Genomic DNA, 23,845 nt, shown 5'->3' on the forward strand with positions numbered 1-23,845 from the left:
AAGATGCGGAACTCGCCCCAGCGATCGCGCAAATGCCAGAGTTCGATTAATTTCGCTACCGCATTCAGCAGCCTCGTGGCTGGCCCACTCTGCGATCCCTCGATCCCTTTCGTTTTCAGCGAGCGAAATCGATAGAGTCCTCTTCACGCTTAGCTATCACCCTTGTACTCAGTGCCGCTGAGGGCAGTGTCATATCGGCTGCCTTCGAGCAACCACTTGTCGTAGCAGTTGTACCAAATGGCCCTGAGAACTGCTGAGAATTAAACGCTTTAGTAGCTGTTGGTGACCGAGCAGCTGTACGTTGCGGCGCTTTGGCCGCGGACGTCGATGACGTCGATGTCTTCTTCGGGAGTAGCAGTCGAAGCGTCTGTGGGCTCCCCCGTCGCACCGTCAGCGGCGTCATCCGTCGCCTCGGGCTCGGGAGCGTTAGGGTCAACGGTTGCGCCGGTGCCATCAGTGTCGTCGGCAGTCGTGAACGGTATATCAGCACGAACGAGATCCATCATTTGCTCGCCGAGGTACTCGTTGGGCTGAACCTTGCCGTCGTAGACCCCAAAGCCGCCGGTGGTACCGGGGTACTGGACGAACTGAACTCGTTCCAGCGGGATGTCCTTGAGGGCGAGGGCGATGGACACCATGGTGGGCACATCTGCAAGGCTGTTCGACAGTTGCATGTTCGCGATGGCGGCATCCGCCAAGTTGTACAACTTCTTGTAGTCGCCAAGAGTGTCGGAGCTCTTCAGGGTGCGCACCATAGACGACAGATAGACCTGCTGCGAACTGATTCGCGTCAAGTCACTTCCGTCACCAACGCCGTGGCGTGAACGCAAGAAGCCGAGAGCCTCTTCACCCTTGAGCGTGTACGTGCCAGCCTCGGGAAGATTGATGTCGGCATCTGGGTCAATAAGCGGTCCGTCGATACACACCGGAACACCACCGATGGCGTTCGTCATCTCGATAACACCGGTGAAGGTGATGAGGCCGGCGAACTGAATATCAAGGCCCGTGAACTCTGAGAGAGTCAGTGCGACGCACGCGAGCCCACCGTACGACAAGGCCGTATTGAGCGGCTCAGTGGAGTAGTACTTGGTGTACTCGCCGTCGGTGCTCGGGCACTCGGGAATGCCCATCACCATGTCGCGAGGGAAGCTGATTGCGACGGCCGACTGACGGTCTGCCGCAACGTGCAGAATCATGTTGACGTCGTTGAGTTCGCCAGAGTCAGACTCCGCCGAACCGCCGATACCGCTCTGGCCAGCACGAGTGTCGCTACCCGCAATGAGGATATTGAAGCCACCCTCGAAGCTTCCGATCTGGGGCGGCGGGCCATCCGTTTCTCCCACAAGAGAAACGGTGTCGCGCTGACCATAAATGCTGTCGAAGGCGACAGCGCCCACGGCAGCACCGCTCACCAAGACGACGGCAAGAGAAGCCGCAACAATCTTGGCGATTGAACCCCACGGCCCCGGTTTCTTCAACCGGCCGTGGCGTGCCAGACCTTCAACTTCAGGCTTCTGCTTGGGGTCGGTGCGGTCGACAGAGCGCGAACGCAACTCTGAGCGCGGACGAAGTTCACTCATCGCACTCCCCTTTCATTTACCGGAAACTAGCCATGGCACGCGGAGCGGAGGGCGTGGGATTCGAACCCACGAGACATTTCTGCCCACCAGTTTTCAAGACTGGCTCCATCGGCCGCTCGGACAGCCCTCCTTGCGTGACGCAAGTTCAGAGTGTAACGGATGCCCGCAGGGTGTACCTGAAAAGAAGGCCAGAACGCGCGAAATGGGGGTATGCCCCCTAAACGCTCAACCTCAGTGCCGCCCAGAGCTCGAGTCGCCCTTCGAAAGACTCGAGATTGAGATTCAGGATGCTGCCCGCCTGGTCGATGCGCGACCGCACGGTGTGCCGGTGCACGCCCAGACTCCCGGCGGTTGCGCCCCACGAGCAATCATGCGCGAACCAGGAGCGCAGTGTCTGCACGAGGGCTGCCGAGTACTCGGGCTCGAGATCGGTGAGTGGCGTGAGCACTCGATGAGCCACTCGCTCAGCACCCGCTGCATGCAGCACCCCGAGCATCCCGGAATCGGCGATCGCGGCGAACGCGGTAAGGCCAGGTTGCTTGCCGCGGGCCTGTAACGCGGTAGATGCTTGCCCAACAGCCGTAGCAAGTTCGGAGTAATCGGCGGCGTGCGCACTACCCGCAACGAGGTGATGGTCGTCGAGGAGCTCTTCGAGCGCGTGGAGAGCCGAGAGCGCCGTATGTGAGTCGCTGGCACCGTTGACCAGCACGACGATTTCCTCGCCGCGCACAGCGAAGAATCCGCGGCCGTCAGCGTCGAGGGCCCACACGTCGAGAGCATCGAGAATGAAGTGACTCTGGGTGTGGCGAGCGAGCGCGAAGACGCTTAGCGGCTCGGTGGGCAAACCACCCCACACCTCGGTAGCGATCGAGCGGGCGGCAGTTACCCTGCCCTCGAGCATCAGCTCCACGAGCGACGACCTCAAGTGCCCCCGTGTCGCGTCGAGAGCGCGGTTCTGTTCGAGGGCGAGCGTTGCCATAGCGATGACGCTCGTGACCAACTCATTCTCGGCGCGATCGAGAGGCACGCCGCGCCCCAGAGCAAGGGCGCCGCGCAGAGCACCGCTTTGGCCGAGGGTCTGAATCGTGACCTGGCCCGCATCGAGAGTGAGAGCAGTGGATGACCGGCTGCCCTTGCGCAGCGCCCGCGCCACCTCATCCCGCACTGGTTCGGCGAATCGATCACCTGAGCGCTGCTGCCCCGGCACCGGCACCGGATGCCCGGTCGCGTCAAAGAGACCGACCCAGCAGGAGAGCTGACGCTCGAGTTCGATCAGGGTCGACCGTAATCCGGTTGGCTTGAGCGCGGCATAGGAGATCGCTTTGTGGGCGGCGATCGACCATTCCATGCGACGACTGCGCTCGGCCGCAATCTGATCGGCCACCTCACGAATGACGGCAATAAAGGGAACCCGGTCGGGCACATCGATGAGCGGCAGCCCAGCCCGCGCACAGGCCACGGCAAGCCCCGGTGGCATGCCCTGATGAAGAAAGTGCGTGGCGAAGCCGAGGCCCACGATGCCAGCGTCGACGAGGCGGCGCACATAAGAGTTGTAGTCGTAGGTCTCCGTTACGGCAGCGAAACCGAACTGCGCGCCATCCGTAAGAAGAACATTGCCGGCGCTCAAGAAGGGAGTCGGGTCGTCGAGATCTGAGCTGTGAACCCACGAGATCGGGGTCGCCATTCGGTCAGCGAGAGCGGTGCCCGCCGTGACCGCGACCGCGTCGGTGAGATCCGCTGAGGCGGCGACGAGACTCAGCCGCAGGGTGCGTTTAGTGAGGAGCCACTCAAGCGTTGGAAGCATCCGGATATCCCCTCATTGCCGCGTTCTCACATTATGTCGAACAAATGACAGTCTTTTATACAAATTGGCAACCACACGCAGTTCTGTGCGGACGATAGTGGAGACATTCGTTCCGTCTTGAAAGGTGCCTCATGAACTCTGCGCCCGCATCGCCCCTGCCCAGCAACGCCGACACCGTCGCGCTTGACCGTGCCCACGTGTTCCATTCCTGGTCTGCGCAGGGCGCACTGAAGCCCCTCGTGCTCGAAGGCGGCCTCGGCAGCACCGTGTGGGACAACGAAGGCAACGAGTACCTCGACTTCTCGAGTCAGCTCGTGAACGTGAACATCGGGCACCAACATCCCGCCGTAATCGCCGGAATCAAGGCACAGGCCGACATCATGGCCACCATCGCGCCCGCGCACGCCACCAACATCCGCGGCGAAGCAGCCCGCAAGATCACCGACCACGCGCCCGAGGGCATGAACAAGGTCTTCTTCACCAACGGTGGAGCGGATGCCAACGAGAACGCCATGCGCATGGCGCGCCTGCACACCGGCCGCGACAAAATCATCTCGCGCTACCGCTCGTACCACGGCAACACTGGATCGGCCGTAGTGGCCACCGGCGACTGGCGCCGCATCCCCAACGAATACGCGCGTGCTCACGTGCACGTCTTCGGCCCCTACGAGTACCGCTCCGAATTCTGGTCGGACTCCCCCGAACAAGAAGCCGAGCGCGCGCTGCACCACCTCGAGCGCACTATCCAGGCAGAGGGCGCCGAGTCGATCGCCGCCATTCTGCTCGAGAGCATCCCCGGCACCGCCGGCGTGCTGACCCCGCCGCCCGGCTACATGGCTGGTGTTCGCGCGATCGCCGACAAGTACGGCATCCTGCTCATCCTGGATGAGGTCATGGTCGGCTTCGGCCGCACCGGGCACTGGTTCGCGTTCGAAGCCTTCGACGTGAAGCCCGACCTCATTACCTTCGCCAAGGGCGTCAACTCGGGCTACATCCCCGTGGGCGGTGTCGTCATCTCTGACGAGATTGCGGCCACCTTCGACGAGCGCGTCTTCCCCGGCGGCCTCACGTACTCGGGCCACCCCATTGCTGCCGCCTCCATCGTCGCTTCCATCACCGCGATGGAAGAGGAAGGCATCGTGGAGAACGCCGCCATGATCGGTCGCGACCACATCGCACCCGGCCTCGCCGCTCTCGCCGAGAAGCACGACTGCATCGGCGACGTCCGCGGAAGCGGCGTCTTCTGGGCGCTCGAGCTCGTCGCCAACCGCGAGACCCGCGAACCACTCAGCGCTGCCGACATGGGCAAGGTCAAGGGTGCGCTCATCGCGCGCGGACTCCTGCCCTTCATCGCCGACAACCGCATCCACGTCGTGCCACCGGCCGTGGTGACGCCAGAAGAAGTTGCACGCGCCATGGCCATCTACGACGAAGCGCTCAGCGAGCTCTAGCCCGCGTCACCGCCGTTAACAACGAAGGGGTGCGCCCGAGCCACAAGCTCGGTCGCACCCCTTCGTTATGGCTGGGCCGGCTAGCCCGACCACTAAGCCAAGCCTAGGCAGCGACCACCTCGGCGAGCTTCTTCTCCGGCATGATCAGCGCGGCGATACAACCAATGACGACCACTACTGGCAACAGCCACAGGGTGTCTTGGAAGCTACCAATCGTCGGAGCATCCGGAAGAAACAAGCTCGGGACCGACGTGAGCACACCCGCCACGATGAAGCAGAAACCGTTGACGATTGCCGAAGCACTACCAATCAGCTCGCCCTTAACCGCTTCGCCGGCGATAGTGAAGCCGAGCATATGCCCACCCGCAAATAGTCCGATCGCGAACATCAGCACCAGGGCAGCACCATCGGCGACATTGGGCAGGTAGATCACGAGAGCAATCGCTGCCGCTTGGAAAACCAATGCCCAGAATGCTGGCCACTTGCGGCTGTGCCAGCGATTAGAAATCACGTTCACGATGGGAGCGCCAACAGCAAGCCCCAGCCACGCAAGACCGGTAAGGATGGTCGCGAAGTCGTCGGTCGCGCCACGAGCCTCCATGAGGCGAGGCCCCCACAACACCCCGACGGCGAGCATTGCGCCAAAAGAGGCACCGGCCATGACGGCCGAGAGCACGACGCGGTAGTTGGAGAAGGCCTGCGCAAGGTCATGGAAAATCTGCCCGAACACATTGCCGGCAGGGGCCGCCACAGCAGGAGCTCCCAGCTGCGGAGCGGGGTTGCGAACAAACATGATGAACAAGATCACCAACAGCACACCGAAAGCACCAAACGCCACCAAGAGTTGCTGCCACGAGATGACCGAAAGGGATGCCTGAATCAGCGGCTGCGCAATCGCAGAGCCCAGAGACGCAAAGCTCTGCACCAGGCCGAACATCAGACCGTACCTAGCAGCCGCGAACCACTTTCCGCCCACGTAGCCAGCCCCGACAAAGCCAAACGACGCGCCGATCGCCAGCACCAGTTGAGCCACGATGAGAGTACCGAAGTTGGTCGTGCCCGCGTAAAGGAAAGCGCCTACCGTGACAAGGGCAACTGCGATCGTGAGCAGGGGGCGCGTGCCGAATCTATCCAGAAGCGACCCGGAGAAAAACTGCACGACGGCGAAGGCCCACGTGTAGGCCGAAGCAGCCAAACCGATCTGCGCGATGCTCAGGTTGGCAGAGGTTTGGATGTTGGGAGAGACCACCGCGTATCCGGTCTGGATGGCGAACAACCAGACGACAAACAGTGTAGCGAGTACCCATATAAGCCAGGCCTCGGAGCCTCCGACCTTACGGTGACCTTCTGGCGACCACTTGTGAGCGCTGTGGAAATAGGCAGCGTGACCTGTTGATGACATCAGCGTTCTTCTTTCAATTTCAATTCGGGGGAATTCCCGTCGCGTGAATACACAATCTCTCCACCGACGTAGGTGACGGCCACACTGCGGTCATCGCCCATAGTCGCCAGCACGAACAACTGCTCCTCCAACGAGGTGACTTGCGCGCTGCGGAAGGCGAGTAGATCTGTGGCGCTGGGATCAAGCACGATCACATCGGCCTCTTTGCCCACCTCGAGGGAACCGATCTTGTCGTCGATGCCTAGCGCCTGCGCGCCACCGAGAGTAGCAAGGTAGAACATCTTGATTGCGTCGAGAGGATACTGCGTCAGTTGGGCCACTTTGTAGGCCTCATTCATCGTCGACAGGATCGAAAAGCTGGTTCCCGCGCCAATGTCGGTACCTAATCCGACCGTCATGTTGTGCTTGGGGTTCTTAGCCTGATGCACGTGGAATAGCCCGCTGCCCAAGAACAAGTTCGAGGTGGGACAATGCGCGACCGCCGACTGAGTCTCGACCACGCGCATCCGTTCCTGTGCCGTCAAATGCACACCGTGCGCGAGCACCGCGCCGGGTCCGAGCAGCCCCGACTGATCATAGACATCGAGGTAACCCTTGCTCTTTGGAAATAGCGAACGCACCCACGCGATCTCGCCGAGGTTTTCGGAGACGTGAGTGTGCATGAGGGCGCTCGGCATTTCACGGCGCAGGGTTGCGGCGACGTCTAGCTCAGCTTGAGTGCTGGTCGGGGCAAAGCGGGGGGTTACGGCATAGAGGTTGCGGCCTCGCCCATGCCACCGATCCATCAGCACACGAGAATCGTCGTAGGCGGACTGCGCCGTGTCGAGCAACGCCTCAGGGGCATTGCGATCCATCAGCACTTTTCCTGCCGCCATACGGGTACCTCGGCGCACTGACTCTTCGAAGAACGCGTCAACCGAATCAGGGTAGACGGCGCAGAAAGTAAGCGCCGTCGTGGTGCCGTTTCGCAGCAGCTCATCGAAGAAGATCTTCGCCACCGCGGCCGAGTACTCCTTGTCAGAAAAACGTTGTTCCGCGACGAAGGTGTATTCGTTGAGCCAGTCGATCAGTTGAGCTCCAAAAGCTCCGATGATGCCAGTTTGCACGTAGTGAACATGCGAGTCAACGAACCCGGAAGAAATAATGTGATCGCGGTAGTGATCGATCTGCGTTCCGGTGGGAATCTGATCCTTCACCTGGTCGTAGGGGCCGACCGCGGTGATAATTCCGTCGTGGATGACGACACAGCCGTCGGCAATATCGACCAAAACGTCGTTGTCGCCCATGACAAATGGATCACCTGTCATCGTCACGATGTGTCCGCGAATGGCACGGTTGCCACTGGCTGAGGTACTTGCAGAATAGAAAGGCATGCTCATCTCCGAATTGATTTCGGGCGGCTTAGCGTCGTCCGTAGACGACCTTACGCTTCCTTTTCTCTGACCAAAGTGCACCTTGGTGCTCCCGACAAACTATTTGAAAATAGTCAGCAAACTCCCAGACGATGTTCTCAAGATTTCCATGAAATCGTCCTCTTCGGGCGCGCTCAATCCCGCAAGAGGGCGCCCAATTCGGGGGAAGCTACGAAGCGGGAAGTGACTTCAGCAGAGCGGTGAGGGCGAGCGCGGCGCCGTCGTTGACGTCGCTTTCGGTGACCTGATTGGCGACCGCGAGCACGTCATCCGGAGCCTGCCCCATGGCTACGCCGCGACCGCGCGAGGCTGCCCACTCGAGCATGTCGATGTCGTTGCGGCCATCACCCATGGCGAACACGCGCGAGCGCGGGATGCCGAGGCGCGAGCGCACATTTTCGAGCGCCGTTGACTTGTTGACGCCATCGGGCGCGATGTCGAGCCAGGCTGTCCACCCGACGTTGTAGCTGACCTTGTGGAGCCCCATCTTCGCGACAACGGCCAGAAAGTCGTCGACCTGATGCTGAGGAGAGATGACGACAACACGGGTGGCCTGCACCTTGGTGAGTTCATCGAACGACACATCTTCGATGACCGCGCCGAGCGCGCCATCCGGAAATTTGCCGTCGACAAAGAACTTGCCCGTGGAATCTTCGACCGCATAGTTGGCCGACGCCAAATGCTGCTTGATGCTCGTAAGCACGTCTTTGGGATTGAACATCTCGACGAACTCGCGGGCGTAGCCACCCTCAGCCAGCGGATCGCGCTTGAGCGTGATCGCACCATTCGAGCAGACGACGTACTGAGGGGTGAGCCCTAGCTTGCGCAAGATCGGCAAGGTCATCGCAACCGAGCGACCGGTGGCCAGCATGATCTCGTGACCGGCATCCCGCACTGCGGCAACAGCCTCAATTACGGCGGCGTTCATTTCCCCCGACTCGAGCAGCAGAGTGCCGTCGATGTCGAGTGCGATCATCCAGCGGTCATCCTGTGCGGCGATTGTCACGCGAGTGGCTCCAAAATTTCGAGCCCACCGAGGTAGGGGCGCAGTGCTTCTGGCACCACGACCGACCCATCGGGCTGTTGGTGAGTTTCGAGGATGGCGACCAACCAGCGCGTGGTAGCCAAGGTTCCGTTGAGGGTGGCGACAGGGGCTGTCTTGCCCGACTCGGTGCGATACCGGATGTCGAGTCGACGTGCCTGATACGTCGTGCAGTTCGAGGTGGACGTGAGCTCGCGGTACGTGCCCTGGGTCGGAACCCACGCCTCGATGTCATACTTGCGGGCAGCGCTGGAACCGAGGTCGCCACCGGCCACATCGATCACACGGTAGCTGAGCTCGCACGCCTGCAGCATCGACTCCTGGAACGACAGCAGGCGCTCGTGCTCGGCCTGAGCATTCTCGGGAAGCACGTAGCTGAACATCTCGAGCTTGTTGAACTGATGAACCCGCAGGATGCCGCGGTTGTCTTTGCCCGCCGATCCAGCTTCGCGACGGTAGCAGGTTGACCAACCGGCGTACCGCAGCGGGCCCTTCGAGAGATCAAGAATCTCATCGGAGTGGTACCCGGCGAGCGCAACTTCACTGGTACCGGTGAGGTACAGGTCGTCGGCAGGCAGGTGGTAAATCTCGTCGGCGTGCTCCCCCAGGAACCCGGTGCCGGCCATCATTTCGGGGCGCACGAGGGTGGGAGTGATGAGCGGGATGAAGTCGCCAGCGATAGCGCGATCGAGCGCCATGTTCATGAGGCCCAGTTCGAGTCGCGCGCCGACGCCCTTAAGGAAGTAGAAGCGGCTGCCCGCAACCTTCACTCCACGGGGGATGTCGATAGCACCGAGCAGCTCGCCGAGGTCGGCATGGTCACGAGGCTCAAAGTCGAACGTGGCGGGCGAGCCCACTTCGCGCACGAGCTCCCAGTCATCCTCGCCACCGACCGGCACGCCTTCGACGGCGATGTTGCCGAGCGAGCCGACGATGCGAGTGAATTCAACTTCGGCCTCGGTCGACGCCTGCTGGGCCAGCTTGACCTGAGCAGACAGCTCTTGGGCTTGCGCCACCAGAGCCTTCTTCTCATCTGCTGGAGCCTGAGCGACCTTCTTGCCGAAGCTGTTTTGCTCAGCACGCAACGCCTCGTACTCGCCGATGCGGGCACGGCGGTTGTGGTCGGCGGCGATAGCGTCGTCGACGAGCTGAACGGACACCCCGCGAGCGAGCTGCGATTGCCGCACGGCGTCGGGGTTTTCTCGGAGAATTTGGGGGTCAATCACCAGTACAGCCTACCGATTCATGGCGTAGCGTTTATCTGTGCCCGCGCCTCGAAACTCCAAGCCCAAAGTGGCGGTGGTTTATAACCCCATCAAGGTTGATCTTGCCAAGCTCACCAAATTGGTAAACGCAGCCGCGAAAGCCGCTGACTGGGCTACGCCGCTGTGGTTCTCTACGACCGAAGTGGATGCGGGTCAAGGCGCGACAGGTAGCGCCATCCGTCGCGGCGCTTCCATGGTGATTGCAGCCGGCGGCGATGGAACTGTTCGTGCGGTTGCCGAAGCCTTGCGCGGTAGCGGTGTTTCCATGGGACTCATCCCGGCAGGCACGGGCAACCTGCTCGCCCGCAACCTCGATCTCCCGGCCGGCAACATGCACGACAGCGTGGACATCGCCTTCAACGGCTATGACCGCGCGATCGACCTCGGCATCGTCAACATCGTTCGCGACAACGGAAACCACGAAGAGCATGCTTTTCTCGTGATGGCCGGCCTTGGTCTTGATGCGAAGATGATCAAGAACACGAGCACCAAGCTCAAGAAAGCTGTGGGCTGGCTCGCCTACGTCGACGGCATTGCCCGCTCGATTCCTGAGCTGCACCCCGTGAAACTGCGCTACAGCGTGGATGGCGCACCGAACCGCTCCCTCAGCGCGCATACCGTGATCATCGGCAACTGCGGCTCACTGCCGGGTGGTTTACTGCTGATGCCCGATGCCCAACCGGATGACGGCATCCTCGACATGGCGGCATTGGTGCCCCGCGGCCGCTTCGGCTGGCTGAATATCTGGAACAAGATCGCGTGGGAAAACGGCGTGCTGCGCAAGAGCGTCATGGGTCGCCGCATCATCGACCTCTCGAAAGACGTGCGCGACGTGCGCTATGCCAAGGGCAGCGACCTCAACATGATCGTCGACAACCCCGAGGAGTTTCAGCTCGACGGCGACGAGTTCGGTCTCGCCAAGTCAGTGCACACCTGGGTAGACCCGCTCGCGCTCATCGTGCGCGTATCGAAGTCGCGCACGAAATAGGGCGGCTCGTTAGCTCGCGCTCGGCTCGTTCGTGACAATCCCGCGCAGCCAGTCTCGCGCCTCGACGAACACGTCATTTCCATACCGCGGGGTGACCATCGTCGCGAGCTTGTCAGCACGCGGGTAGCTTCCCAAGAAGATGACCTTCGGGCTGAAACGCTTGAGACCCAAGAGAGCGTCCGCAACGCGCTCATCGAGAATGTGACCCTCAAGGTCGATGACGAAACGGTAGCGACCGAGCTCGTCGCCGATGGGGCGGGATTCGATCAGGCTCATGTTCACACCGCGGGTGGCGAACTGCTCCAGCATCTCCAGCAATCGGCCGGGGGCATTGTCGGGAAGTTCGACGATCACGCTCGTCTTGTCTGCGCCGGTGGGGGCGGGGAGTTCGGTACTCGAGGAGACCAGAACAAAACGCGTCACCGAAGTTGTGTTGTTCGCAATGTTTTCCGCGAGCACTTCGAGCGGATAATGCTCGGTGATCCCGGGTGGGGCAACGGCGGCATCCGCAACAGAGTTCTCTAGCAGCGAGGCCGCGGCCGAGACATTAGAACTGGCGGGAATGTAGCCGTGCTGGGGCAAGTGGGCGTCGAGCCAGCGTCGCGTCTGCCCATAGGCCACCGGATGCGCGTTGACGGTTGTCACGTCGGCGAGCGTGGTGCCTGGCCTGGCCACGAGAACGAAATTCACGGGCACCAAATACTCGCCAAGGATGCGGATATCAGGGGTCGTGGTGAGCGCATCTTGAGTAGCACTGACTCCGCCATCGATCGAGTTCTCGATGGCGATCATTGCCGCGATGCTGCGGCCGTTCGTCACATCGTCGAGCGCCTCTCCGACATTGTTGACACTCTTCCAGTGCGCGCCGACCGCTTCGGGCACTTGCTTGAGTGCGGCCTCCGTAAACGTTCCGGCCGGCCCGAGGTAGCTGTAGCTCACGGAGTCAGGGCGCGGCGTCGAAGTCATGTCACGAGTTTAGAGGGGCGAGCGCCTAGCCGTAGTTCGGTGCGGCGGGCAGCCCGAAGAACTCTTCGAGAGTCTGGATGCCCGTGCTGTGCAGTTCAGCGGCGAGCGCCTTACCGACGAAACGCAAGTGCCACGGTTCGTACTCGTAACCGGTGATGTCGGTTTTACCCTCGGGGTAGCGAACGGTGAAGCCGTACTTCCACCCGTTCTCATCGAGCCACCGACCCTGCGGGGTATCTCCGAAGCACTGCTCGAGAGAGCAGTTGGCGGGCAACGCGCTGATGTCAATGGAGAGCCCCGTTTGGTGCTCGCTGTGCCCGGCACGCGCGCTCGTGAGATCCGCGCCCTCTTGGCCATACTGCGCGACCCAGCCGGCGTACACGCTCTCTTGCGACCAATAACTTCGGTACGAGCTCTGCGATTGCATTTGCAGTCCCGTGTCGTTTTGGTAGGCGGCGAACATGTCGACGACGGCAGCAGCAGCTTCTGGTCGTAAGTACGGCTCGTTGGCGTAGGGAACATCGACGAAGACGAGCTCAGGTTCGTAGGTGTCGGGGTTGAGCGGGCGCAGCTTATTCGCCACGACCCAGAGGCTGCTCGCCTCATCGATGGAGAACTGAGTCTTGTCGAAGGTCGGTGTCGGAGTAGGCGTGGGGGTCGGTGTCGGAGTCGGGGTCGGCGTGGACGACACCGTCGGGGTGGCTGTTACGGCCGCTTCGGGCGTGGGCTCGAGGGCCACAATCGACACAATAAGCGCAATAACAATCAATACCAGCCCGATAGCCGAGATGATGATCAAGCGGCGGTTGGAACCGGCAGAGGTGATGGGGGGGACAGAATCAGACACCCGTCGATACTATTCCCCCGCTCGGGAACGCCGCGGAACGCATCCCCAAGTGAACGCCCACGAGTAGTCTTGTCCTATGGCCAGCGAAGTTATCAACGACCCCGCGATGAATCGCTACGAGTTGCTCGTTGATGGTGTTCAGGTGGGCCTTGCTGATTACCAGCTGCGCGATGATCAGATCGTTTTCGTTCACACCGAAATCGACCCCAAGCACCGCGGTCAGGGCCTCGGCGCTGATCTTGCTCGGGGTGCGCTGAATCTGGTGCGGGCCGAAAGCGACTGCCGCGTCGTAGCCAAGTGTGAGTTCATCGACAAGTTCATCACCGACAACCCTGAGTACCGCGACCTGCTGAGTCGTTAACAGCCGCCGCACGCAGCGCCGTCAGCGGCGAGGGACGACGACCGGATGCCCACCCACGTCGTGCAGGTCGACCGCGAGACCGTACACCCGCTCGACTCGCTCAGCGGTGAGCACCTCGCGGGGAGTGCCGATGGCGTCGAGCGTGCCATGCGCGATGAGCGCGAGCCGGTCGGAGTAGGCGCCGGCCAAACTCAAGTCGTGAAGAACAACGACGACGGCCCGGCCATCCTGAGCGATCGAGCGCGCGACGCGCATGACATCTTCTTGATGACGGAGGTCGAGGGCGGCTGTCGGCTCGTCCAAGAACACGACCGGGGTGTGCTGAGCGAGCACGCGCGCGAGCGAGACGCGCGCCTTTTCACCACCCGAGAGCGTCGTGTAGCGACGGTCACCCAGGTGAGCGACATCCGTCACTTCCAAAGCTTCGTTGACGACGGCCACATCGTCGCGACCCTCAAGTTCGCGCGCCCAGGGGCTACGCCCCATCGCCACAACCTCGGATACACGGAACGGAAAACTCACGCTGTTCTCTTGAGTGAGCACGGCACGCAGTCGAGCGAGCTCGCCGTGGCGGATGCCGCCCACGTCGCGGCCGTCGATGGTCACGATGCCGCTGTCGGGCTTTCGATCGCCGCTCAACACCGCGAGCAGCGTGGACTTTCCGGCACCGTTCGGGCCGACAAGCGCAAGCACTTCGCCGGGAGCCACGTCGAGGCTGACGTCATCGAGAATGGCGCGGCCACCGAGCCGCACGCCAATATTGCGCGCGCTAATCATGCCCAGCCTCCGCTCTGACGACGTTGGCGGAAGAGCAAGTAGAAGAAGAACGGGCCACCGACGAGCGAAGTGAGCAAGCCGATCGGCAGATCGCCGCCGGCCACCACCGAGCGGGCGAGCAGGTCGGAGAGCACGAGCAGCACGCCACCGCCGATGGCACTCGCGACGATGAGCGGGCGGTGGGCCGGGCCGATCGCCATGCGCATCGCGTGCGGCACCACGAGACCGACGAACGCGATGATGCCGACGAAGGCCACGGCCACGCCGGTGAGTAGCGCGACGATCACGATCGAGACGATGCGAAGGCGTTCCACGTTGACGCCGAGGTGGCGGGCGTTGCGCTCCCCCAGCGCCAGAAGGTCGAAGGGGCGAGCGAGCACGATCGCAGCCGTGAGGCCCACGGCGGTCACGAGGGCGACGATGAGCACTTCGCTCCACCGCGATCCATTCAGCGAGCCCAGCTGCCAGAACACGATCTGTTCCCGGCTGCCCGAGTCGGCGACGAACAGCAGAAAGGCTAAGCCCGCGCCGGCAAAGGCGTTGACGGCAATACCCGTGAGCAAGAGCGTGACGACTTCCGTGCGGCCGTTGGCGCGCGACACGAAGTACACCAGCAGCGTGGCGAGCAAGCCGCCCACAAACGCGAAGAGGGCAATCGCGCCATCGCCCAGAGCGGCTACGCCCACGACGATGGCGATGGCGGCACCGAGCGCAGCACCGGATGAGACTCCCACGACGCCGGGTTCGGCCAGCGGGTTACCGAAGATCGCCTGCATGACGGCGCCAGCCACGGCGAGCGCCGCCCCGACGACCAGCGCCATCGCGATGCGGGGAAAGCGCACGACCCAGAGCGTGGATTCCACGATCGAATCTGTCGGCGCCCATTCGTTCTGGATGCCGAGAGCGCGCAGCAACGACCCGCCCACTTCGGCCGGGCTTACGGGTAGTTGCCCGAGCACTGCCGACGCCACGATGCCGCCGAGCAGCAGCGCGGCCAGAGTGAGCGTGAGGGTCACGCCGCGAAGGGTGTGTTTCACGGAACGCGCTGCAACCACTCTTCGGTACCGAACTTCTCGGCAACGAGTTCTTCAGCGCGCGCAATCTCGTCGCTCGTCAGTTCACTCTCGGCAAGGCCATGGAGCCCACGGAAGGTCTCAACCATGGTGTCGATGATGTCGGCGCGCTCCATGCCGGTCTGGCTGCGCAGAGGGTCGACCCGCTTTGAGGCCGACTTGGTGCCCTTGTCGCTCATCTTCTCGCGACCGATGCGCAAGACCTGAACCATCTTCTCGCCATCCATGTCGTAGCTCATGGTGACGTGGTGCAGCACAGCGCCAGCGCCGAGTCGCTTCTGAGCCGCTCCCCCGATCTTGCCGGTGGGGCTCGCGATGTCATTGAGCGGTTGATAGCTCGCCTCGATGCCCAGCGACTTGAGGGCGATGATGACCCATTCGTCGAGGAAGGCATAGGAGTCGGCGAAGGTCATCCCCTGCACGAGCTCAACCGGCACATAGATCGAGTACGTGATCACGGTGCCGGCTTCCATGAACATGGCGCCACCACCGGAGATGCGACGCACGACCTCGAAGCCATATTTCTTGGCATTCTCGAGGTCTACTTCGTTGCGCAGAGACTGAAAGCTGCCGATCACGACGGCGGGCTTGTTCCACTCCCAGATGCGCAGCGTGGGCTTGCGGCGACCAGAGGCGACCTCTTCGGAGAGCACCTGATCCATCGCCATTTGCATCCGGGGTTCGAGCGGCGGGCCGGTGACAATCTGCCAGTCGTAGTCTTTCCACGTCGTGGCGCGCTGCAGGGCGCGACGGATGGTGGTCGCTACAGACTCGGCCGAGAAACCAAGCATCACGGTGCCCTCGGGTAGCGCCCGTTGGATCGCGGTCGTGATTGTCTTTGCGTCTGAGTTGGCGGGCAGGCCTTCGACGGCGGCGTTGATGTCTTCGAGGGCCTCATCCGGCTCCAAGAAGAAGTCACCAGCAAGACGAAAGTTGGTGATGGCGTCGTCGACAACATCGAGATCGACCACTACGAGTTTTCCGCCGGGCACCTTGAATTCGCCGTGCATCGCTTACCCCTGTCTAGTTGTACTCAATCCAGCCTACTGGCCTGCGTCGGGCTGCGGAATTGACCAGTCGAGCGGAGGAACAAACTCCCCATGCCCGTGGTCGATCATCCGGCCGCGCAAACGCTGAAAAGCTTCGTCGAGCGCCTCGGTACCGGGATCGCGATTGATGCCGGTGTGACTGTATTCGTACACGTTCCACGACGGCCAGACGTGCAAGTGTGCGTGCGGCACCCGATACCCCTCGAACATGAGCCCGACACGATCGGCATCCCATTCGTCGCGCTGAGCCAAACCAATCAGGCGGCCCACGCGAAAGATGTGCAGCGCGAGTTCTTCGTCGAGGTCGCTCCAGCGATCCACCTCGATGCGCGGAATCACGAGGATGTGCCCCGGCTTGCGGGGCTCGATCGTGAGAATGGCAAAGACACGGTCATCCGCCCAGATAAAGCGCCCGGGCGAGCGACCGTTCAGAATCTCGGTGAAAATTGACGCCATTATTTGGATGGTGCTGGTTTGGATGGTGCTGCGTCGGTTGGTGCTGCGTCGGACTTCGCTGAGCCGGGCTGAGTAGCCTCGTTCTGAGCTGCGGGCGGCAGCGGAGCATCCGGATGCAGGGGCTTGAGCCGCGCATCGAGCCACGCCACGAGGTCGGCGATCACTTCGTCTTTGTTGGTCTCGTTGAAGATCTCGTGGCGTGCGCCCGGGTAGACGATCGCTTCGATGTCGGTGAGCTTGGAGCGCACGACGTAGTCAGAAGCGAGCGCCTCAATGCTTGCCTCGCCGCCGAGCGAGTCTTCGTCGCCGATCATGATGAGCAGCGGGATGTCGCGGGCGAAGTGCTTCGCCGGGCGGCCCATGAGGCGCATTCCGTCGACGGGGCCGAAGAGCTTGAGGGCATCCGCGTAGAACGTCAGCGGGTCGTTCACAAAGTCTTCAGCAACCTGGGGATCGCGGCTGAGCCACTCGTAGCCGGTGGTGCCGAGGTTCTTGTGTTTGGCGTTGAGGTTGCCACTGTTCATGTGGGCAAAGGTGCGGTGCGCGGTGCCCGTGAGAATCGCGACTTCGTACTCGTCGGAGTGCGCGTTGAGCACGTCTTGCACCATGAGCGAGCCCCACGAGTGGCCGAGGAGCGCGAGGGGAAGTGTGGGGTGATCGCGGCGGATGATGGCCGAGAGTTCGCGGATGTTTTCAGTAGCCGCCCGCAGTCCACCCTTGCCGAGCTTGCCCAGCTTGCTGGCATCGCCCGCGTTTTGGTCGAGACCCGTGGCACCGTGGCCGCGGTGGTCATCGGCGTAGACCGTATAGCCGGCAGCGACGAGGGCTTGCGCGACGTGCTCGTAGCGGCGGGCGTGATCACCTAGTCCGTGCGTGAGCTGCAGCACTGCGTGGGCTTTCGGTGATTCCCACACGTAGTAGTGAATCGTGACTCCGTGCGCGTCAACGTAGGAGTGGTCAGTTCGTGGCGCCGTAAACGTGGGCATATGGGCCTCCTTGCTGCTGCCATTCTACGGCGGTGCGCTGAAGAGAGGCAGTGCAAAATTAGTCGCTGCGACGCTGCACGCGCGGAGGTGAGCGACCCATCAACCGGCGCGTTCATCGATGTTCTTCGGAACGGCGCACCGAGCTATACCGGTGAGCAAGGGCTCCACCCCGTTATTCGCTGGGAATGGTATCCGCCCCAGAGCCGCGAAACAATAGCCGCTGTTCTCCAAGCGGAGAGAATCCACTACAGCAACGGATAACCCTCGCGGCCTCCCCGAAGGAGATCTCCACGATCGGCTAACGTGGAGATTGCTCGACTCCTCGACGCCTGCATCCCAAAGGAATTACATGGCTACTCCTGCGCCGCATGATCTGAGCCTGGCCGAGTCCGTCTCGCTGGTGGCGTGTTACGCAGCGGTCACCGGTGAACGACTTCGGCAGAACAAAACCTGCGCTGGACGTCCGGAGCGCACAGAGGCCGCTGCAATGCTTATGGAGCTCGCGGATGACGAATCCATTGTGATCGAGAACATAGAATTCCCCCGAATTCAGAACAGGCGTCGCACCTCCACGGCGCGCGTGGGCCTCAACGAGCCGCGCAATCCTCTCCTTCTGCCGCTGTGGCAGGCGCTGCACAAACAAAGCAAACCTCGGCTCACAGAGTCTTTGTTGGACTCCATGCCGACGGGAAAGCTCCACGAACGCCTGACCGCTGCGGGGCTCCTGACACAAGGTGGCGCGTTCATCACACGGGATCTCCTGACGCCCGAAGGAATTCGCGTGCGAGCCGAGCTGAGCGAAGAGATCAACTCCTACCTCGATTTAGGAAAGGAAGCTGCCCCGCTTGGGCTCAGCGAGCGATCAGCCCTCACGTTGGCACTCATCCTTTACGGCGAGTTGCACGGTCCGTGGATCGCTGGGCACTCCCCGGAAGCAGCGCTCGAGGTGATGAGGCGACTTAAACTCGCTGTCACCGACCTCGTGTACAGCTCTGAAAGAGCGGATTACCGAGGCCAGATTCTCCTCACGCTCACGTCAGTGAATGCCCGGGACAATTGGATCTAAATTTCCACTGGCTCATTCCAGGAGCACGAAAGTCGTTAGCAAGACTAATTTGCTAGGCTAACGAATATGCCTGACAAACTTGACGACGAACTCCGCATTGCTTTCATGCGCATCGCCCGTCGCATCCGGCAGCAACGCCACGACGACACCCTCAGCGACAGCCAGCTCTCTGTTCTCTACGTGCTCAGCCAGCACGGCGGCAGCACTCTCGCCGCCCTCGCCGAACACGAACGCGTCACCCCGCCCTCGATGAACCGCACCGTCAACTGCCTCAGCGACGAGGGCCTCATCACGCGCTCCAGCTCGCCCGACGACGGTCGCAAGGTACTGATTGAAGCGACGGATGCCGGCATCGAGCTGGTCGACAAGACTCGCCAGCGCCGCGCCGAATGGTTCGCTGCCGAACTCTCGACTCTCTCGGCCGACGAGCACGCCGCCCTCCACGCCGCGATTCCCGTTCTACTGAAGTTGGCCAATTCGTGAGCGCAATGTTCCGCTCACTTCGCTTCTTCAACTATCGGCTCTGGACGATTGGTGCGATCGTCTCCAACACCGGCGCGTGGATGCAGCGCACCGCCCAGGACTGGATCGTTCTCACCGAACTGACCGACCACGATGCCGCGGCTCTCGGGTTCACGATGGCGCTGCAGTTCGGTCCCCTGCTGTTGCTCATGCCCATCGCCGGCATCATCGCCGACCGCTTCGACCGCCGCGTCGTGTTGCTGTGGACGCAGTTCAGCCAGTTCATTCTGGCGCTCGGCCTCGGCATCCTCGTAATCTCCGGCCACGTCGAGCTGTGGCACGTGTACGTCTTCGCGCTGCTTCTGGGTGTCGCGACCGCGATCGATGCGCCCGTTCGCCAAGCCTTTGTCTCGGAACTCGTGAGCGACAAAGACCTGCCGAACGCGGTCGCCCTCAACTCCATGTCGTTCCAGAGCGCACGCCTCATCGGCCCCGCCATCGCCGGGGTGCTCGTAGCGGCGATCGGCTCCGGACCCGTGTTCCTCGTGAACGCCGCCTCATTTGCGGGCGTTCTCGCCTCGCTGTGGTTCATCCGCCGCAACCAGCTTTACCCGGTGGCCAAGCTTGGCCGAGCGAAGGGCCAGATTCGGGATGGGCTGCGCTACGTGCGCAATCGGCCAGACATCCTGATCGTGCTCGTCATGGTTTTCCTGGTCGGCACCTTCGGCTTCAACTTCCCCGTCTTCATCTCCACCATGGCGACCACCGAGTTCGGCAAGGGCGCAGCAGAGTTCGGCCTGCTCTCGTCGATGATGGCCGTCGGCGCAATCGTCGGCTCACTCTTGGCCGCTCGCCGCGAGCGCGCCCGCCTGGGTGTTGTCGTGGTCGGCTCCGCCTTCTTCGGCATCGCGTGCATGATCGCCGCTCTTGCCCCCAGTTACTGGACTTTCGGCGCCGCCCTCACGATCGTCGGCGTCTCGTCGCTGACGATGATGACGACCGCCAATGCCTACGTTCAAACCTCCACGACACCGATCATGCGCGGCCGAGTCATGGCGCTCTATCTCGCGATCTTCGCCGGGGGCACCCCGATTGGCGCCCCCATCGTCGGCTGGGCCGCCAACGAACTCGGCGCTCGCTGGGCCCTCGGCATCGGCTCCCTTTCGGGCCTACTCGCCGCAGCCGCCGCGCTCATCTGGTTGTTCTACAGTCGCGGGATGCGGGTCGGCCGCGTTCCCGAAAGCCGCTTCCGTCTCCGGTTGCGCTTCCCACCTGAGCCCACGCCCGACGAAGAACGCGAACTCGCGACGCAAGAGATCGCGATCGTCGAGACCACCACTCGCCGCACTAGCTAAACGCAGAGAGGGGCGGATGCTCGCAGCATCCGCCCCTCTCTGTCGTTATCGCTTATGGCCGCTTAGGCCTCGCGAGTGATTTCCACGCTCACGAACAGCTTTGAACCGAACGGCCCCGCGTACACACCACGGAGCGGCGGCACGTCGTTGTAGTCGCGACCGCGACCCACCAGCACGTGCCGATCGCCAATGTCGATGAGGTTCGTGGGGTCATAGCCGCGCCACTGCCCGGCGCAGAACCACTCGATCCACGCATGGGATTCGCCCGTGACCTTCTCGCCGATAGCAGCATCGGGTTTGGGGTGGAGGTAACCAGAAACATAACGAGCCGGGATGCCGACCGAACGCAGAGCGCCGAGCGCCAGGTGAGCGATGTCTTGGCAGACACCCTTGCCTCCGGCCCACGCTTCCGTGGCGGTGGTAGCCACACCGGTGACACCACTCATGTACTGGATGGCGTTACCGATGGCCTTCGCGATTTCGAGAGCGCTCTCGCAGGCGTCTTCGGACTTCGCCGCAATGTCTTTCGCGAGCGCGACAACCTCGGCTGGCGGCTCGGTACGACGCGTCTGGCTAAGGTTCTCAACCGCATCCATCGAAAGCTCGGCGGCCGCATGCAGATCGGCCCACGACATGCACTCCGAGTCGTGCTCGCGCTCATGAACCTCGACGAGGCTCGTGGCGGTCAACGACAACTCTTTGTGCCCGGTCAGCACCTCGAACGAGGCAACGCGCGAACCCCAGTAGTCGACGTAGTTGCTCTGGCTCGAGAGCGGCAGAATGTCGAGGTTGGAGAACAAGACGAGCTGGCTCTCGACACTGGCGGGCAGCATCCGGGCTTCGTTATACGACGCCGTAACTTCGCCGCCGTAGCTGAAACCGGTGGAATGGACGATCCGTAGACGCTTCATGAGATCTCTCCAACCCACTCGGGAGCAGCATTCGTGGGGAAGTAGCGCTGACGCACTGCCTCCGACGCCGCACTCGTTGCCGCCTGCACCCGATCCATGTGGTGCGGCAGGTCATCCAAGATTTCGGCAATCGGCCGATACTCCAACTCACTGCGAATCTTGCCGAGCAGCCGCTGGGCGGCGTCGTTCACGCCGACGCGATTTGTGCGGTGAGGTTCGAGCTCTCGCATGCAGTCCTCCGCCCGCGTCACCGAGAAGATGATGCTGCGCGGGAAGAGTCGATCGAGCAGCAAGAACTCGGCGGCGTTGCTCGCACTCGGCACACCACGGTACGTGCGCAAGTAGGGCTCATACGCGCCACAGGACCGCAGAATCGTAGTCCACGACGGACCGCTGGCTTCGGTGAGGCTTCGCGTCGCCAAGAGTCGTGCCGTCATGTCCGCACGCTCGAGACTGCGACCGAGAGTAAAGAACTGCCAGGCTTCGTCCCGACTCGTCGCGGACTCCACGATGCCCACGGCCAGAGCGGAGCGCTCGCGAACCCAGGAGAAGAAGTCAGAGACTTTGTCTCCGGAAATGCGGCGCGGCATCCGCGTCTGGGTGGTGTTGAGACACTCCCACAGTTCGGTGGAGACGATCTCGCGAGCACGACGCGCGTTCTCGCGAGCGGCGCCGAGCGAATAGGCGATCGAGGCTGGTTCGGTGCGGTCGACCGCGAGGATCGAGAGCACGTCACCGCGAGTGAGCGTGACGTCGGCCGGAGCCTCGCTGCCCATCACGCTCAAGAGCGCGCGGCAGGCGTCATCCTCTTCGATCCAAGGATCTTCGAGAAGCAGCTGAAGGTGAACATCGAGGATGCGTGCGGTACCGTCGGCGCGCTCAATGTAGCGACCGATCCAAAACAGTGATTCTGCGATGCGGCTCAGCATGATTGACCTCCTTCGGTGTCGACACTCTGTTGTTGTTGCTCTTCTTGACGTTGGCGCTGGGTAAGCGTTCGCGTGTTGTCTTGATCTTCGACGTGATCCTCATGAATCCCGGCTTCGAGCAGCATCTCTGGCGTGATGACGGTAATTGCCTCCGTATCGGCCTGGCGCTCGACGAGCCCCTGCACGGTGCTGTCGGATTCGGCGACCTTCTCGCGACCCACCACCCACGTGTCTTTCGAACCGCCACCTTGAGAGCTGTTGACGACCAGTTGGCCCTCGGGCAGCGCGACTCGGGTGAGGCCACCCGGCAGCACCCACACATCGTTACCATCGTTGACGGCGAAGGGGCGAAGGTCGGCGTGACGCGGGCGCATGCCGTCATCAATCACGGTCGGGATCGTCGACAGCTGAACCACGGGCTGCGCGATCCAGCCCCGCGGGTCCTTGAGAAGCTGCTTGCGGAGCGTTTCCAACTCTGGCTTTGTTGCGGCCGGGCCGATGACCAAGCCCTTACCGCCGGAGCCATCCACGGGCTTCACGACGAGCTCATCGAGCCGGTCGAGCACCTCTTCGAGTGCCCCCGGATCTTCGAGCCGCCAGGTATCGACGTTGGGAATGATCGCCTTCTCGCCGAGGTAGTAGTCGATGAGGTCGGGCAAGTACGTGTACACGAGCTTGTCGTCGGCAACACCGTTTCCGACCGCGTTGGCGATCGTCACGTTTCCGAGGCGAGCGGCGAGCATCATGCCCGGGCTACCCAACATGGAGTCGGCACGGAACTGCAGCGGGTCGAGGAACTCGTCGTCAACTCGGCGGTAGATCACGTCGACCCGAGTGGGACCGGCGGTGGTGCGCATCCAGACTCGACCGCCGGAGCAGAACAGGTCTCGACCCTCCACGAGCTCAACGCCCATGAGGCGGGCGAGCAGCGTGTGCTCGAAGTACGCCGAGTTGTAGACACCCGGAGTGAGCACAACAACGTTGGGTTCCTCCACCCCACCAGGAGCACTGGCGCGCAATGCCTGCAGCAGCTTGTGGGGGTAGTCGCCGACGGGGCGAACCCGCATCGAGACAAACAGTTCGGGAAGCGTTTGGGCCATGACTCGACGGTTCGAGATCACGTAGCTCACACCACTGGGCACGCGCACATTGTCTTCGAGAACGCGCCACGCACCCACTTCGTCGCGGATGAGGTCGATACCGCTGACCTGAATGCGAACGCCATTCGCGGGGTCGATTCCCGCCGCTTGACGATGGAAGTGGCTGGATGAGGTGATCATCCGAGCTGGAATCACACCATCTTTGATGGCATTCTGGGGCCCGTAAATGTCCGCCAAGAATGCCTCGAGCGCTCGAACACGCTGCTTGATTCCCGACTCGACCTGTTTCCACTCAGAGAGGTCAATAACTCGGGGAACTGCATCCAGAGGAAAGGGTCTCTCTTCGCCAGCAAAGTCGAAAGTAACGCCCTGAGCGAGGTAACTGTCGGCGAGTGCTTCAGTGCGGCCGCGCAGCTCTTCCTGCGTCATTTGCGCCAGCGCGTCGTGAATCTCGCGGTAGGGGCGACGTACCGCGCCCTCGGCAGAGAACATCTCATCCCACGCGGCTGGTCCGGTGCGTTTGGAGGCGCCTGATGTGTATCCGTCAAACAAATCTGCCATGT

22 protein-coding genes and 1 tRNA gene are annotated in these 23,845 nt (G+C 62.2%); 6 read left to right on the forward strand and 17 right to left on the reverse strand.

Features of this window, described 5'->3' with window-relative positions; genetic code table 11:
* Nucleotides 1–269 precede the first annotated feature (269 nt).
* The 3 genes from I6E58_RS00195 to I6E58_RS00205 form a co-directional block, all read right to left on the reverse strand.
* Nucleotides 270–1,580, reverse strand: coding sequence for an LCP family protein (locus tag I6E58_RS00195; protein ID WP_197129081.1), 1,311 nt, complete (start codon nucleotides 1,578–1,580; stop codon nucleotides 270–272).
* Nucleotides 1,581–1,625: 45 nt separating this feature from the next.
* Nucleotides 1,626–1,710, reverse strand: a tRNA-Ser gene (locus I6E58_RS00200).
* Nucleotides 1,711–1,797: 87 nt separating this feature from the next.
* On the reverse strand, nucleotides 1,798–3,384 hold the full coding sequence (locus I6E58_RS00205) for a PucR family transcriptional regulator (RefSeq protein WP_197129084.1): 1,587 nt from the start codon (nucleotides 3,382–3,384) through the stop codon (nucleotides 1,798–1,800).
* A 131-nt stretch (nucleotides 3,385–3,515) separates the two neighbouring features.
* Between I6E58_RS00205 and I6E58_RS00210 the strand changes: the two genes are divergently transcribed.
* Nucleotides 3,516–4,835 carry an aspartate aminotransferase family protein gene (locus I6E58_RS00210; RefSeq protein ID WP_197129087.1) on the forward strand — a complete coding sequence of 440 codons (1,320 nt, stop codon included), beginning with the start codon at nucleotides 3,516–3,518 and terminating at the stop codon, nucleotides 4,833–4,835.
* 103 nt (nucleotides 4,836–4,938) lie between these two features.
* Here the strand turns inward: I6E58_RS00210 and I6E58_RS00215 are convergent, their stop codons facing one another.
* The 4 genes from I6E58_RS00215 to serS form a co-directional block, all read right to left on the reverse strand.
* Nucleotides 4,939–6,237, reverse strand: coding sequence for a nitrate/nitrite transporter (locus tag I6E58_RS00215; RefSeq protein WP_197129090.1), 1,299 nt, complete (start codon nucleotides 6,235–6,237; stop codon nucleotides 4,939–4,941).
* Nucleotides 6,237–7,610, reverse strand: a complete 1,374-nt coding sequence (gene guaD / locus I6E58_RS00220) for a guanine deaminase (RefSeq protein WP_197129093.1) — start codon at nucleotides 7,608–7,610, stop codon at nucleotides 6,237–6,239. Before guaD ends, I6E58_RS00215 begins: the two co-directional genes overlap by 1 nt.
* A gap of 208 nt (nucleotides 7,611–7,818) precedes the next feature.
* Nucleotides 7,819–8,655, reverse strand: coding sequence for an HAD-IIB family hydrolase (locus I6E58_RS00225; protein WP_307841906.1), 837 nt, complete (start codon nucleotides 8,653–8,655; stop codon nucleotides 7,819–7,821).
* Complete coding sequence (serS, locus tag I6E58_RS00230) at nucleotides 8,652–9,917, reverse strand: serine--tRNA ligase (protein WP_197129096.1); 1,266 nt, start codon at nucleotides 9,915–9,917, stop codon at nucleotides 8,652–8,654. Before serS ends, I6E58_RS00225 begins: the two co-directional genes overlap by 4 nt.
* Before the next feature lie 37 nt (nucleotides 9,918–9,954).
* On the opposite strand from serS, the gene I6E58_RS14415 reads away from it, so the two are divergent.
* Entirely contained in the window at nucleotides 9,955–10,944 is a 990-nt protein-coding gene (locus I6E58_RS14415; protein WP_197129099.1) for a diacylglycerol kinase family protein, read from the forward strand.
* A gap of 9 nt (nucleotides 10,945–10,953) precedes the next feature.
* Here I6E58_RS14415 and pheA read toward each other — a convergent pair whose 3' ends face one another.
* The gene (pheA, locus tag I6E58_RS00240; protein WP_197129101.1) at nucleotides 10,954–11,910 is read right to left on the reverse strand and encodes a prephenate dehydratase; all 957 of its coding nucleotides are present in this window, start codon (nucleotides 11,908–11,910) and stop codon (nucleotides 10,954–10,956) included.
* A 25-nt stretch (nucleotides 11,911–11,935) separates the two neighbouring features.
* Nucleotides 11,936–12,757: a M15 family metallopeptidase gene (locus tag I6E58_RS14265; protein WP_197129102.1), complete on the reverse strand. Its 822-nt coding sequence runs from the start codon at nucleotides 12,755–12,757 to the stop codon at nucleotides 11,936–11,938.
* A gap of 76 nt (nucleotides 12,758–12,833) precedes the next feature.
* Here I6E58_RS14265 and I6E58_RS00250 point away from each other — a divergent pair, with 76 nt between their 5' ends.
* On the forward strand, nucleotides 12,834–13,118 hold the full coding sequence (locus tag I6E58_RS00250) for a GNAT family N-acetyltransferase (RefSeq protein ID WP_129072840.1): 285 nt from the start codon (nucleotides 12,834–12,836) through the stop codon (nucleotides 13,116–13,118).
* Between the two features lie 21 nt (nucleotides 13,119–13,139).
* On the opposite strand, the gene I6E58_RS00255 is transcribed toward I6E58_RS00250, so the two are convergent.
* Genes I6E58_RS00255 through I6E58_RS00275 form a run of 5 tightly spaced genes read right to left on the reverse strand, consistent with a single transcriptional unit; the run spans nucleotide 13,140 to nucleotide 17,459 of the window.
* Entirely contained in the window at nucleotides 13,140–13,895 is a 756-nt protein-coding gene (locus I6E58_RS00255; protein ID WP_129072839.1) for a heme ABC transporter ATP-binding protein, read from the reverse strand.
* Complete coding sequence (locus tag I6E58_RS00260) at nucleotides 13,892–14,950, reverse strand: iron ABC transporter permease (protein ID WP_129072838.1); 1,059 nt, start codon at nucleotides 14,948–14,950, stop codon at nucleotides 13,892–13,894. The genes I6E58_RS00255 and I6E58_RS00260 overlap by 4 nt, the downstream gene beginning before the upstream one ends.
* Nucleotides 14,929–15,978 (reverse strand): biotin/lipoate A/B protein ligase family protein, encoded by a 1,050-nt coding sequence (locus I6E58_RS00265; RefSeq protein WP_197129103.1) that lies wholly within the window; start codon nucleotides 15,976–15,978, stop codon nucleotides 14,929–14,931. The genes I6E58_RS00260 and I6E58_RS00265 overlap by 22 nt, the downstream gene beginning before the upstream one ends.
* A gap of 33 nt (nucleotides 15,979–16,011) precedes the next feature.
* Nucleotides 16,012–16,473, reverse strand: coding sequence for an HIT family protein (locus tag I6E58_RS00270; protein ID WP_129072836.1), 462 nt, complete (start codon nucleotides 16,471–16,473; stop codon nucleotides 16,012–16,014).
* Entirely contained in the window at nucleotides 16,473–17,459 is a 987-nt protein-coding gene (locus tag I6E58_RS00275) for an alpha/beta hydrolase (protein ID WP_197129104.1), read from the reverse strand. The genes I6E58_RS00270 and I6E58_RS00275 overlap by 1 nt, the downstream gene beginning before the upstream one ends.
* 349 nt (nucleotides 17,460–17,808) lie before the next feature.
* Between I6E58_RS00275 and I6E58_RS00280 the strand changes: the two genes are divergently transcribed.
* The 3 genes from I6E58_RS00280 to I6E58_RS00290 all read left to right on the forward strand — a co-directional run bounded on the left by I6E58_RS00280 (nucleotide 17,809) and on the right by I6E58_RS00290 (nucleotide 20,342).
* Nucleotides 17,809–18,525, forward strand: a complete 717-nt coding sequence (locus I6E58_RS00280; RefSeq protein WP_197129105.1) for a hypothetical protein — start codon at nucleotides 17,809–17,811, stop codon at nucleotides 18,523–18,525.
* Nucleotides 18,526–18,591: 66 nt separating this feature from the next.
* Nucleotides 18,592–19,008: a MarR family winged helix-turn-helix transcriptional regulator gene (locus I6E58_RS00285; RefSeq protein WP_197129106.1), complete on the forward strand. Its 417-nt coding sequence runs from the start codon at nucleotides 18,592–18,594 to the stop codon at nucleotides 19,006–19,008.
* Nucleotides 19,005–20,342, forward strand: coding sequence for an MFS transporter (locus I6E58_RS00290; protein WP_197129109.1), 1,338 nt, complete (start codon nucleotides 19,005–19,007; stop codon nucleotides 20,340–20,342). Before I6E58_RS00285 ends, I6E58_RS00290 begins: the two co-directional genes overlap by 4 nt.
* Before the next feature lie 62 nt (nucleotides 20,343–20,404).
* Here I6E58_RS00290 and I6E58_RS00295 read toward each other — a convergent pair whose 3' ends face one another.
* Genes I6E58_RS00295 through I6E58_RS00305 form a run of 3 tightly spaced genes read right to left on the reverse strand, consistent with a single transcriptional unit; the run spans nucleotide 20,405 to nucleotide 23,843 of the window.
* Complete coding sequence (locus I6E58_RS00295) at nucleotides 20,405–21,253, reverse strand: transglutaminase family protein (protein ID WP_197129112.1); 849 nt, start codon at nucleotides 21,251–21,253, stop codon at nucleotides 20,405–20,407.
* A complete protein-coding gene (locus tag I6E58_RS00300) occupies nucleotides 21,250–22,182 on the reverse strand; it encodes an alpha-E domain-containing protein (RefSeq protein ID WP_197129115.1) in 933 nt (310 codons plus the stop codon). The genes I6E58_RS00295 and I6E58_RS00300 overlap by 4 nt, the downstream gene beginning before the upstream one ends.
* Nucleotides 22,176–23,843: a circularly permuted type 2 ATP-grasp protein gene (locus I6E58_RS00305; protein WP_197129119.1), complete on the reverse strand. Its 1,668-nt coding sequence runs from the start codon at nucleotides 23,841–23,843 to the stop codon at nucleotides 22,176–22,178. The genes I6E58_RS00300 and I6E58_RS00305 overlap by 7 nt, the downstream gene beginning before the upstream one ends.
* Between the last annotated feature and the right edge of the window lie 2 nt (nucleotides 23,844–23,845).

Origin of the sequence: Salinibacterium sp. SWN1162, assembly GCF_015864675.1 — a bacterium.
Lineage (GTDB): Bacteria > Actinomycetota > Actinomycetes > Actinomycetales > Microbacteriaceae > Rhodoglobus.